Below are 12,673 nucleotides of genomic sequence, written 5' to 3'. Positions count from 1 at the left end.
TCCTAAAAATATTATTTATTAATATATATTGGCTTTATAAAAAAATAGAACAAAAAAACTCCCTTATGGAGTTTATTTTGTTTTTAATTTTTTTAATTGTTCAATTTCATCTCTGACTTTTGCAGCAAGTTCAAATTCAAGATTTTTAGCATATAATTTCATTTGTTTTGTAAGAAGTTCAATTTCTTTATCAATATCTTTGTTAAAGTCTTTTTTATTTCTCTTTTGGATTTTAGCTGATTTTTTATCTTCGATATCTTCCATTGACAGTGCAGACATAGCATTATCCGTAGATTTTACTATTCCTTTAGGTGTAATGTTATGGTCTTTGTTATATTTTGTTTGTATTTTTCTTCTTCTTTCTGTTTCTTTTATGGATTTATCCATGGAAGCTGTTATTGTGTCTGCATACATTACAACTTCGCCGTCTAAATGTCTTGCGGCTCTTCCTATTGTTTGAATAAGTGATGTTTCACTTCTTAAAAATCCTTCTTTATCGGCATCTAAAATAGCAACTAAGGATACTTCCGGTATATCAAGTCCTTCTCTTAAAAGGTTTATACCTACCAAAACATCAAAAACATCATCTCTTAAGTCTTTAATAAGCTTCATTCTTTCTATTGTGTCTACATCAGAGTGAAGATACTCAACTCTTATTCCCACTTCACTTAAATATGTTGTTAAATCTTCTGCCATTCTTTTTGTAAGAGTTGTTACAAGAACTTTTTCTTTTTTAGCAGTTTTTTCTTTTATTCTTCCTATTAAATCTTCAATTTGCCCTTTTGTTTCCTTAACGGTAATTTTAGGGTCAATAAGACCTGTTGGACGAACAATACATTCTGCTATTGTTGTTGATAAGTCTTTTTCATAATCATTAGGAGTTGCAGATACATAGACTAATTGATTCATTCTTTCTTCAAATTCTTCAAAGTTTAGAGGTCTGTTATCTAAAGCTGAAGGAAGTCTGAATCCATAATCAACAAGATTCATTTTTCTTGCTCTGTCTCCTGCATACATTCCTCTTATTTGAGGGACGGTAACATGGGATTCGTCTATGAAAGTTACATAATTTTTAGGGAAGTAGTCTAAAAGAGTATAAGGAGGTGCTCCCGCAGGAAGATTGTTTATATGTCTTGAATAGTTTTCTATTCCTTTGCAAGAACCGATTTCTCTTAGCATTTCAATATCATAATTAGTTCTTTCCCTTATTCTTTGTGCTTCAAGTAATTTCCCATTATCTTCAAATTCCTTTGCCCTTACTTTTAACTCTTCGCTTATTGATTTTATTGCTCTGTTTATGTTTTCTTCGTTTGTAACATAGTGGCTTGCAGGGTAAATAAAAGCATGTTTTAAACTTCTTAAAATTTCTCCGGTAATGGAGTTTATTTCAACGATTCTGTCTATTTCATCATCAAAGAATTCAACTCGTATTGCTTCTTCACTGCTGTTTGCAGGGAATATTTCTACGCTATCTCCTCTTACTCTGAAAGTTCCTCTGTGAAAATCAATATCATTTCTTGTATATTGTATATCAATTAACTTTCTTATTACATTATCTCGTTCTTTTATCATTCCGGGTCTTAATGATAAAACCATTTCCTTATAGTCAATTGGACTACCAAGTCCGTATATACAGCTTACAGATGCAATGATTATTACGTCATCTCTTTCAAATAATGCAGATGTTGCTGAGTGACGAAGTTTATCTATATCATCGTTTATGCTTGAGTCTTTTGCTATATATAAATCTCTGCCGGGAACATATGCTTCCGGTTGATAATAATCGTAGTAGCTTACAAAATATTCTACCGCATTTTCAGGAAAGAAACTTCTAAACTCATTTGCAAGTTGAGCTGCTAATGTTTTGTTATGTGCCATTATGAGAGCAGGACGCTGAACTTTTTCTATTATTTTTGCCATAATATAAGTTTTCCCGCAGCCTGTAACACCAAGAAGTGTTTGATCTCTTTCATTGTTTAATATGCTGTTTGATAATTTTTCTATTACTTCAGGCTGTCCTCCTGAAGGATCAAAAGGTGAATGTACTTTAAATTTTGGCATTTTTTCTCCTTTTAAAAATATTTTATTAACATATTTTATCATATAGTTTTTATAAAGTATATAACAAAATGAACATTTGTTCTTTTATGTTTAAAATAAAAAGAATAAACTTTTGTCTATTCTTTCTAAAATATTTTTTCGTCTTTTGTAAAAATAACATATATACAAAATAGTATTGCCCCGATTGTAATAAATATATCTGCTACATTAAAAATAGCAAAATTTATAAGTCTAAAATCAAAGAAGTCTGTAACAAAACCATGGAAGAATCTATCTATGAAATTTCCAATTGCGCCTCCTAATATAAAAGCAAGCCCGAAAGACATGATTTTTGATGTTTTTCCCTTTTTGATGCTTTTTAATAAAAAGAAAAATACTAGAAAAATAAATACTAAACTTACGGCTGTTAACATTGCTGTGTTTTTTGAAAACATACTAAAAGCAGCGCCAGTGTTTTCACAGTAAGTAAGATGAAAAACATTTTCTATTATAGGTATGCTTCCAATAGGTTTTAAATTATTTATAACGATATATTTACTTATTTGATCTATAATTATGCACAAAATTACAATTAAATAATAAATCATTTCAACCTCTTTTTAATTTATTAAAACTTTTTTAATTATATCATAAATTATATTTAAAAATAGGATTTTTAAATATTTTAATTGATAAGTATGGTATAATGTTATTGTTAAATATGAAAAAGTGAGTGGTTCAATGAGAAAATGTAAAGACATAGACAAAAAATATAAAGAGTATGCGGTTTTATTTACTCTTTCAGTCTGTTTCATAATAGCTTTTTATTTTGGGATTCAAAACATATCTTCTTTTCTTGAAGAATTAAAAGGTATATGGAATATATTTTATATTCCATTAAAGCCTGTTTTAATAGGTTTTATCATTGCATTTTTCCTTTATCAACCTGTTGATAAACTTCATGAAATTTTAGATAAAAAGACAAATATTAAAAAAGATGGAACCAAAAGAGTTCTATCTTCTCTTATTGTAATGATTATTGCTCTTTTGATAATTACTTTAATTGTTTATATAGTTTTACCAAGTACAATCGCAAGTATAAGCTCTCTTATAGCTTCTGTTCAGGAAAATATGGGACAGATTGAAAGTTTTATAACAAGACTTGCAAATCATCCTGTGTTTGTTAGTATTTGTAATATATTCAATATAGACATATCTACCTCAAATGGAATGAATGCTACAATACTCGATACTTTAAGTTTCTTTAAAACTTGGGTTGAAGGACTTGGTACAAATTTATTTAATGCGACAATGAGTCTTGGAAAAACAATATATAATGTATTTATTGCTATTTTTATAGCTTTATATATGCTTATAGACAAAGAGGTCTTATTAAGTCAATTAAAGCGTTTTTCTCAAGCTATTTTATCGGAAAGAATGTATGGGACAACATCCTATGTTTTAGGGCTTATGGATTACATGTTCTTTAAATTTTTATCAGGGAAAGCTATTTGTTCTTTAATTGTTGGTGCTATGGGCCTTGCTCTTGCAACATTGTTTAAAATTAAATATGCAACATTAATTGCTTTTATAATAACAATAACAAATATGATTCCACTATTTGGTCCAATTTTCAGCGTAATACCTTGTTCTATTTTTGCAATGATTTCCGGTGGACCTGTTCAGGGAATTATAATGGTATTTATTATTATATTTATACAACAAATAGACCAAAATGTTCTTGCTCCAAATATTCTTGGTGATGTAGTTGGGCTTAATGGTTTCTGGGTTATCGTATCTATTATTTTCTGTGGAAGTCTGTTTGGTGTCGTAGGTATGGTTATAGGTATACCTATATTTGCGGTTCTTAAAATTTTGGTTTCTCAGTGGCTTAGTGACAGAAAAGATGAAAATAAACCGCCATTACTAGAAAATAAAAAGCCTGAATAACAGGCTTTTATTTTTTTGCTATTAAATTTTTTAATGTTTCTTTCTTATTTAAAGATGGGGCTTCAATTATTTTATTTAATAGATAATTTAATTTTTCTCCAATTTCTTTACCTTCATATCCAAGTTCCATAAGGTCTTTGCCTGAAATATCAAGGCCTTTAATACTATAAGGTTGTTTTTCTTTTATGATTTTTTTTGTAAGAGTTAAAGTTTCATTGAAAATCTTTATATTGTTTTTTACCAATTCTTGATTTTTTGCACTATCATCGGCAATTCTTACTTTAATTAAATCAAAAAACAAATCTTCGCCTATTTTGTTTAACATTTTTTTTATATATTTAGGTTCAGGTGCCATATACTTATCATGATTTTCTATTAATGTAAGTATTTTATGTTTTGTGTTATTGTCGAATTTAAATTCATTTAGAATTATTTTTGACTTTTCCCGGGAAATATCTGCATGATTGTAGAAATGGTCAACATTGTTTTGATCTGTTGTCTTAGTATATACTTTGCCTATATCATGTAGAAGCATTGTCATTTTTAAATGAAATACATTATCTATATTGTTAAATGTATTGTAAATATGTTCTCCAACACTTCTCATATGATATTTATTATTTTGATATGTATTAAAACAATCTTTTATTACAGGGAATAAAGTTGTAATAAATTCCATTTTGTTAATATCCATACCGCTTTCAAATATTTCTTTAAGCTCAGGTATGATTCTTTCTTTTGCAATGTTATTAAGTAAATTCATGTTTTTTATCATTGCATTTTTTGTTTCTTCTTCTATTTCCCAATCATATCTTCCTGCGAATCTATATGCTCTTAAAATTCTAATTGCATCTTCTTCAAATTTTTTATCTTTATTTCCAATTGCTCTTATAATACCTTTTTGTATATCATTTACGCCACCGTATAAATCTATTAGTTTTTTATCATTATTATAAGCCATGGAATTTATTGTAAAATCTCTTCTGTATAAGTCTTCTTCTATTGAAGATAAAAATACAACACCTTTTGGTTTTCTGTTGTTTATATATTCTTGTTCTTTTCTATATGTTGTTATTTCAAAAGGTATCCTGTTTATTAAAACCGTAACGGTCCCGTATTCTATTCCCGTTAATATTGTTTTGTGGTCCTTGAATGTTTCTATTATTTTCTCTGGCTTTGCATTTGTTGTTATGTCATAATCTTTTGGCGTTTTCCCTAAAATTAAATCTCTGACACATCCGCCGACAATAAAACCTTCAAATCCATTTTCTTTTAATTTATTTAAAATGTATTCCGCTTTTGTATCTATCCTTAAATTCATAATATCCACCTAAATGTATTTTAACATTTAGCCTAAACATTTTAACAGTAGTTTTGTAAAATTTAATAAATTTATTTCTTGATGAATGATACCGTTTAATGATAAACTATGAATAGCATATTAATTTAAAGAGAGGTACGTTAAATTGAGAAAAGTAATGTTGTATGAACCAGGTGATTTAAGAATTATTGAATGTGAGAAGCCAAAACCTGGAAAGGGCGAAGTTTTAATTAAAAACGAAGTTTCTCTTACTTGTGGTTCTGATGTAAAAAGTTATTTAAGAGGATATGCAAAACATACACCTCCTTATAATATTGGACATGAAGCAAGCGGTATTGTTGATAGTGTAGGGGAAGGGGTTACTAAGTTTAAAGTTGGAGATAGAGTTGTTGCTCATAATTCTGCGCCATGTAATGAATGTTATTATTGCAAAAAAGGTATTCATTGTATGTGTGAAGATTTCCTTGCAAATCAGTTGAAAAATGGTGCTTTTAGTGAATATCAACTTATTCCTGAAAGAATTGTTAAACAAAATATGTTCCATATTCCAGATGATATGAGTTTTAAACAAGCAGCTTTATTAGAACCTTTTGCTTGTGCAGTATATGGGGTTTCTCAAGTTCCTGTTGAACAAGGGGATTATGTTGCAGTTAACGGATGTGGACCTTCAGGTCTTATGTTTATAAGACTTCTATATTTAAAAGGTGCGAGAGTTATAGCTTGTGATAGAAGTAAAGTTAGACTTGAAACAGCAAAAAAACTTGGTGCTTATGATGTGATTAATATAGATGAAGTAGAAGATCAAGTTCAGGCTGTAAAAGATCTTACACCTGAAGGAAGAGGTGTTGATGCAGCAATTGAAGCAGCAGGAAGCGTAAAAGTTTGGGAAATGTCAATTAATATGGTTCGTCCTGGAGGTTTTGTTTTATTATACGGCGGAACAAAAGCAGGGGAAGTTTTGAGTGTTGACACAAAACTTCTTCATTATTCACAAGTTACAATAAAAGGTCTTTACCATACTACGCCTTTATACGTAAATCAAGCATTTGAACTTTTGAAAATGAAAGTAATAGATGAAAAAGATTTTGTATATAATGAATATAAGCTTGAAGATGTAAAAGAAGCTTTAATGAATCATCATGAAGGAAACGTAATAAAAAATTACATAACATATTAAAAACTTGGTTTTGCCAAGTTTTTATTTTATTTCTTCTTGCTTTACTTTATTAGTGAATTTTTATATAATAAATAAAAATCTGTATGACTATATTTAAACCGTATTTGTTTTAAAGTTTATAATAAATAACATATTAATTTTTGATTTTTAGTAAAGGGAAAAGCAATGGAAAAATTTATTACATTTATTCTTATTGGTATTATTCTTTTAGTATGCGGTATATTAAATATAAGGGGAAATATTTCCACTATTCATAGTTATAACAGGAGAAAAGTTGTAAAAGCTGATATTCCTAAATATGGAAAATGTATGGGGATTGGAAGTTTAATAATAGGGTTCTCTTTTGTCGTTTGTGCTGTTTTTGAACTTGCTTTTAAAACTGACATAATTGAGCTCTTAGTTGTATTAGGGATAATAATTGGGCTAGTTATCATGCTTTACGGACAGTTTAAATACAATAAAGGTATTTTTTAATTTATCAATAATAAAATTAATATAAAATAAAAATAAGGACATAATATGGAAAACGTAGTAAAAGCAAAAAAAATCGTAATTAAAATCGGAACATCCACTTTGACTCACAAAACTGGGAACATAAACATAAGAAGAGTGGAACATTTGGTAAAGATTATTTCTGACCTTAAAAATTCAGGAAAAGAAATTGTGTTGGTTTCTTCAGGTGCTGTTGGGGTTGGAATGGGAAAGCTTGGTCTTGATAAAAAGCCCAAAACAATATCAAAAAGACAGGCGCTTGCGGCAATCGGACAATGTGAATTGATGTATCTTTATGATAAGTTGTTTGGTGAATATAACCACAATGTAGCGCAGGTTCTTTTGACAAATGACGTTGTTGGTGAAAATGCTGATATTTCAAATATATATAATACTTTTGAACAGCTTCTAAAATATAATGTAATTCCAATAGTAAACGAAAATGATACGGTAAGTACAGAAGAGTTGGAATTTGGTGATAATGATACTTTATCTGCCGTTGTAAGTTCAATAATAGGAGCAGATCTTCTTGTTATTCTTACGGATATTGATGGACTTTATACTGATAATCCAAAGAAAAATAAAAATGCAAAACAAATTGAAGTTGTTGAAGAAATAACTGATGAGATTATAGATTGCTGTGGTGGGGCTGTAAATAACCTTGGTACAGGAGGAATGATTACAAAGATAAGAGCAGGACAAATTGCTTTTGAAAATAATTTTGATATGGTTATTCTTTCATCTAAAAATCCAGATGATTTATATAGTTTATTCGATGGTGAAAACAAAGGAACATTATTTAAGGTGAGGTGATTGTAATGTTTAATATGGTAAGCTTGGGAAAGAAAGCAAAAATTGCAAGCAGAAGTCTTATGGATTTGAATACAGACAAAAAAAATGAGGCTTTAAGAAGCATTAAAGAAGAACTTATTCTTCACATGAAAGAAATAATAAAAGCTAATACAGAAGATATTTCTGCTGCGAAAATTAACGGAATAAAAGAGTCTATGGTGGATAGGCTTATGCTTAACGAAGACAGAATAAGAGCAATTGCAGGCTCTATTGATAAAGTTATAAATTTAAGCGACCCTGTTGGGATTGTTTCTGGAGGATCTAAAAGGCCTAATGGAATGGAAATTGTAATAAAAAGAGTTCCTTATGGGGTTGTTGGAATTATTTTTGAGTCTCGTCCTAATGTTACGGTTGATGCCGGATGTTTATGTTTGAAATCAGGTAATGCTTGTATTTTAAGAGGTGGTAAAGAGGCTATAAATACAAATACAAAGCTTGTGGAAATTATGAGAGGAGCAATTAGAAAAGTAGGTCTTAATCATGATATTATACAGCTTGTTACAGATACGGACAGAAAATATGTTTCACAAATGGCGAAATTAACAGATTATATAGATGTTTTAATTCCAAGAGGAAGTGCAGGACTTATAAAATCAATAAAAGACATTGCAACAGTTCCTTTTATTGAAACAGGAGCAGGAAACTGTCATATATATATAGATGAGTTTGCCGATAATGAAATGGCTGTGAACTTAACAGATAACGGGAAAACGCAACGCCCAAGTGTATGCAATGCTCTTGAAACATTACTTGTTCATGAAAAGAAAGCAGGAGAAGTTCTTCCTTTGATATATAATAGATTAAAAGAACATAATGTAGAATTCAGGGGAGATGAAACGACAATAAAAATCCTTGGAAGCAAGGCTGTTAAAAAAGCAACTGAAGATGATTATAAAACAGAATACAATGATTATATCATTGCTGTAAAAGTTGTTGAAAGTATTGAAGAAGCAATAAATCATATAAATAAATATTCTACAAAACATTCAGAATGTATAGTTACAAATGATATTTCAAGAATGAATATGTTCACATCAAAAATAGATAGTGCTTGTGTTTATGTAAATGTGTCTACAAGATTCACTGACGGAGAAGAGTTTGGCTTTGGAAGTGAAATTGGAATAGCAACACAAAGAACTCTTCCACGAGGTCCTATGGGACTAAATGAACTTACAACAATTAAGTATATTATTACCGGTAATGGACAAATTAGGAAATAAAAGAGCAGCTTTAAGCTGCTTTTTTTATATAATTTAGATAATTTATGCATAAATATTACAAAAAATTAATAAATATATATTTTTTTATAATAATGGTATAAAAAGTCTTTTAAAAATTAAGAAAATTTAGTATAATATTTAGAATATATGGAAAGAGGAGGGCATGATGAAAAATTTTAAAAGAGTTTTAATCGCAAACCGTGGTGAAATTGCAATTAGAATCATAAGAGCGGTACAAGAACTTGGAATGAAAGCTATTTGTATTTACTGCGAAGAAGACAAATTATCACTTTTTAGAAGTAAAGCAGATGAGGCTTATTTAATTAAAGGTACTAATTCACCAACGGACGCCTATTTAAACATAGAAGCAATAATTGAACTTGCAAAGGCTAAAAATATTGATGCAATACATCCAGGATATGGATTTTTATCAGAAAATCCTGAATTTGCGGCAGAATGTGAAAAGGCCGGTATTAAATTTATCGGTCCAAATTCAAAAGTTATCGAACTTCTTGGAAATAAAGTTAATGCCAAAAATGCAGCGATAGAAGCCGGAGTTAGTGTTCTTGATGGTATAAAAGTAGATACGGTTGAAGAAGCAAAAGACATTAGTGCAAAAATCGGATACCCTGTTATAATAAAAGCCAGTGCTGGCGGCGGTGGAAGAGGCATGAGAGTTTGTGAAAGGGAAGAAGATTTAAAAGGTCAATTTGAATCTGCCGTAAGAGAAGCAAAAAAAGCTTTTAACAATGGAGAAGTTTTTATTGAAAAATATGTTCGTTCTCCAAGACATGTTGAAGCTCAAATCTTAGCCGATGAATACGGTCATATCGTTCATCTTTTTGAAAGGGATTGTTCTATTCAAAGAAGACATCAAAAAATTATTGAATTTTCACCTTCACAATCAATCAGTGAAGAGACAAGAAGAGCAATTTGTGAAGAATCAGTAAACCTTGCAAAACACGTTGGATATACAAATGCAGGTACAGTTGAATTCTTGGTTGATGAAAATGAAAAACACTACTTTATGGAAGTTAACCCAAGAATCCAAGTTGAACATACTGTTACAGAACTTGTAACAAACGTAGACTTGGTTCAAGCTCAAATTTTAATTGCCGAAGGATATAAACTTACTGATGAAGAAATAAACATTCAATCTCAAGATGATATAAAAATGAGTGGTGCGGCAATTGAATGTAGGGTTACAACAGAAAATGTATTAAATAACTTTATGCCTGATACAGGTAAAATCACAATATACAAAACAGGTGCAGGTCCAGGGGTAAGACTTGACGGTGGTAATGGTTTTGCCGGTTCTGAAATAACACCTTACTTTGACAGTCTTCTTGTTAAAACAACAACATATGCAAGAGACTTTGACAAAGCAAGAAAGAAAATGATAAGAACTTTAAAGGAACACGAAATTGAAGGTGTTTCAACAAACAAAGATTTCCTTATCAATGTTTTAAAACATCCTGACTTTAAAAAAGGAATATGTAATACAAACTTTATTGAAGATCATCCTGAACTTTTCAACATCGAAAAATTTGACGATCAACTTGCAAAAGTTCTTACATATTTATCTGAAACAACATTAAAACATGATAATCAAAATAAAGAAATTATACCAAAAATAGAAGTTCCTAGATTTAAAGACATGCCTGCTCTTAGAGGAACAAAACAAATTCTTGATGAACAAGGTCCTGACGGACTTGTAAAATGGATAAAAGATCAAAAACAACTTTTATTCATGGATACAACTATGCGTGATGCGCAACAATCTTTATTTGCAACAAGAATGAGAACCGTTGATTTCTTGAAAATAGCAGAAAGCGTAAGCCGCTATGAAAAAGATGTTTATGCTCTTGAAGTATGGGGTGGGGCAACATTTGATACATCTTATCGTTTCTTAAAAGAATCCCCATGGGCAAGACTAGAACTCTTAAGAGAAATGATACCAAATATCTTATTCCAAATGCTTCTTAGAGGTTCAAATGCTGTAGGATATAAAAACTATCCTGATAATGTAATTAAAGAATTTATCAAACAAAGTGCAAAAAGCGGTGTTGATGTATTTAGAGTGTTTGATGCTCTTAACTGGTTAGATCAAATTAAACCTTCTGTTGAAGAAGTATTAAAACTTGGAAAAGTTGCAGAAGTTGCGATTTGTTATTCTGGGGATATATTAGATAAAAATAAAACTAAATATACATTGGATTACTACATTAAAAAAGCAAAAGAAGTTGAAGCAATGGGTGCGCATATTCTTGCAATTAAGGATATGTCAGGCTTATTAAAACCTGCTGCAGCAATGAAACTTGCAAAAGCATTAAAAGATGAAGTAAATATTCCAATTCATTTCCATACTCATGATACTGCCGGAAACGGTGTTTCAAGTATGTTAATGGCAAGTGCAGCAGGAGTAGATATTGTAGAAGGTGCTCTTTCTTCAATGAGTGGAACTACATCACAACCTTCTCTTGAAGCAATAGTTGCAGGTCTTGAATATACTCCAAGACAAAGTAATATTAATTTAGATGAAATTCAAATCGTAAGTGACTACTATGAAAAAGCAAGAAAATACTATACAGGATTTGAATCAGGCTTAAAAACAGGAACAACTCAAATTTATAAATATGAAGTTCCTGGAGGACAATACAGTAACCTTAAATCTCAAGTTGAAAGTTTCGGACTTGGACATAGATTTACAGATGTTCTTGAAAAATATAAACAAGCAAATGAACTTCTTGGTGATATAATCAAAGTAACTCCAACATCAAAAGTTGTAGGTGACTTTGCAATCTTTATGCTACAAAATGATTTAGATAAAGAAAATATCTATGAAAAAGGAAAAGACTTAGCATTCCCAGACAGTGTTGTAGATTTCTTTAAAGGAATGATTGGTCAACCTGAATGGGGCTTTGATGAAAAATTAAGAGAAGTTGTTCTTAAAGGTGCAGAATATATTACAAAACGTCCAGGTGAACTTCTTCCTGATGAAGACTTCGATAAGATAAGAGAAGAATTTAGAGAAGAATTCGGTATGGAATTAAATGAAAAACAAGTTCTTTCTGCAGCGCTTTATAAGAAAGTTTATAAAGATTATCTAAAATTCAAAGAAGATTATGGTGATTTAACTTATATGCCTTCAGATGCTTTCTTTACAGGTCTTGCAAAAGGTGAAGAAACAGAAATATTCTTTGGAGAAGGTAAGAGCCATGTAATTAAACTTGTAAGAATCGGTAATACTCATCCTGACGGAACAAGAAGAATGGTTTATGAAGTTGACGGCTTCAGAAGAGTTTTATATGTAAATGATCCAAACTTTGTGGTTAATCAAACAACTGATAAAATAATTGAAATGGCTGATCCTAAAAATGAAAAACACATAGGTTCTCCAATTCCTGGTTCTGTAATTAAAGTAAATGTTGGAATCAGTGAAGAAGTTAAGAAAAACCAATCTGTATGTGTTGTCGAAGCAATGAAGATGGAAACTGAAGTTGTTGCTCCATGTGACGGAGTAATAAAAGACGTATTGGTTCAAGAACTTGACAATGTAAAAGCCGGTCAATTATTAATAGAATTTGAATAAAATATCAATTTAAAGAAGCGGTTAACCGC

9 protein-coding genes are annotated in these 12,673 nt (G+C 30.1%); 6 read left to right on the top strand and 3 right to left on the bottom strand.

What is annotated here, in order from left to right; translation table 11 throughout:
• Positions 1 to 72: 72 nt before the first annotated feature.
• Both uvrB and lspA read right to left on the bottom strand, forming a co-directional pair.
• A complete protein-coding gene (gene uvrB / locus ACTQYZ_RS04975) occupies positions 73 to 2,061 on the bottom strand; it encodes an excinuclease ABC subunit UvrB (protein WP_441416137.1) in 1,989 nt (662 codons plus the stop codon).
• A 125-nt stretch (positions 2,062 to 2,186) separates the two neighbouring features.
• Entirely contained in the window at positions 2,187 to 2,648 is a 462-nt protein-coding gene (gene lspA / locus ACTQYZ_RS04970) for a signal peptidase II (RefSeq protein WP_441023270.1), read from the bottom strand.
• A 133-nt stretch (positions 2,649 to 2,781) separates the two neighbouring features.
• On the opposite strand from lspA, the gene ACTQYZ_RS04965 reads away from it, so the two are divergent.
• A complete protein-coding gene (locus tag ACTQYZ_RS04965; protein ID WP_441416136.1) occupies positions 2,782 to 3,990 on the top strand; it encodes an AI-2E family transporter in 1,209 nt (402 codons plus the stop codon).
• Positions 3,991 to 3,997: 7 nt separating this feature from the next.
• Here ACTQYZ_RS04965 and ACTQYZ_RS04960 read toward each other — a convergent pair whose 3' ends face one another.
• The gene (locus ACTQYZ_RS04960) at positions 3,998 to 5,311 is read right to left on the bottom strand and encodes a CCA tRNA nucleotidyltransferase (protein ID WP_441416135.1); all 1,314 of its coding nucleotides are present in this window, start codon (positions 5,309 to 5,311) and stop codon (positions 3,998 to 4,000) included.
• Between the two features lie 157 nt (positions 5,312 to 5,468).
• Here ACTQYZ_RS04960 and ACTQYZ_RS04955 point away from each other — a divergent pair, with 157 nt between their 5' ends.
• The 5 genes from ACTQYZ_RS04955 to ACTQYZ_RS04935 all read left to right on the top strand — a co-directional run bounded on the left by ACTQYZ_RS04955 (position 5,469) and on the right by ACTQYZ_RS04935 (position 12,644).
• Positions 5,469 to 6,488, top strand: coding sequence for an alcohol dehydrogenase catalytic domain-containing protein (locus ACTQYZ_RS04955; RefSeq protein WP_441416176.1), 1,020 nt, complete (start codon positions 5,469 to 5,471; stop codon positions 6,486 to 6,488).
• 165 nt (positions 6,489 to 6,653) lie between these two features.
• Entirely contained in the window at positions 6,654 to 6,962 is a 309-nt protein-coding gene (locus ACTQYZ_RS04950; protein ID WP_441023264.1) for a hypothetical protein, read from the top strand.
• 45 nt (positions 6,963 to 7,007) lie between these two features.
• Positions 7,008 to 7,793: a glutamate 5-kinase gene (proB, locus tag ACTQYZ_RS04945; RefSeq protein WP_441023262.1), complete on the top strand. Its 786-nt coding sequence runs from the start codon at positions 7,008 to 7,010 to the stop codon at positions 7,791 to 7,793.
• A 5-nt stretch (positions 7,794 to 7,798) separates the two neighbouring features.
• Positions 7,799 to 9,052 carry a glutamate-5-semialdehyde dehydrogenase gene (locus ACTQYZ_RS04940; RefSeq protein WP_441023260.1) on the top strand — a complete coding sequence of 418 codons (1,254 nt, stop codon included), beginning with the start codon at positions 7,799 to 7,801 and terminating at the stop codon, positions 9,050 to 9,052.
• Positions 9,053 to 9,218: 166 nt separating this feature from the next.
• Positions 9,219 to 12,644 carry a pyruvate carboxylase gene (locus ACTQYZ_RS04935; protein ID WP_441023258.1) on the top strand — a complete coding sequence of 1,142 codons (3,426 nt, stop codon included), beginning with the start codon at positions 9,219 to 9,221 and terminating at the stop codon, positions 12,642 to 12,644.
• Positions 12,645 to 12,673: the final 29 nt, after the last annotated feature.

Origin of the sequence: Anaerofustis sp. LCP19S3_F7 (assembly GCF_052119445.1) — a bacterium.
In the GTDB taxonomy this organism is placed as follows: Bacteria; Bacillota; Clostridia; order Eubacteriales; family Anaerofustaceae; genus Anaerofustis; species Anaerofustis butyriciformans.
The sequence above is the reverse complement of the archived record's forward strand: the minus strand, read 5'-3'. Positions and strand labels throughout refer to the sequence as shown.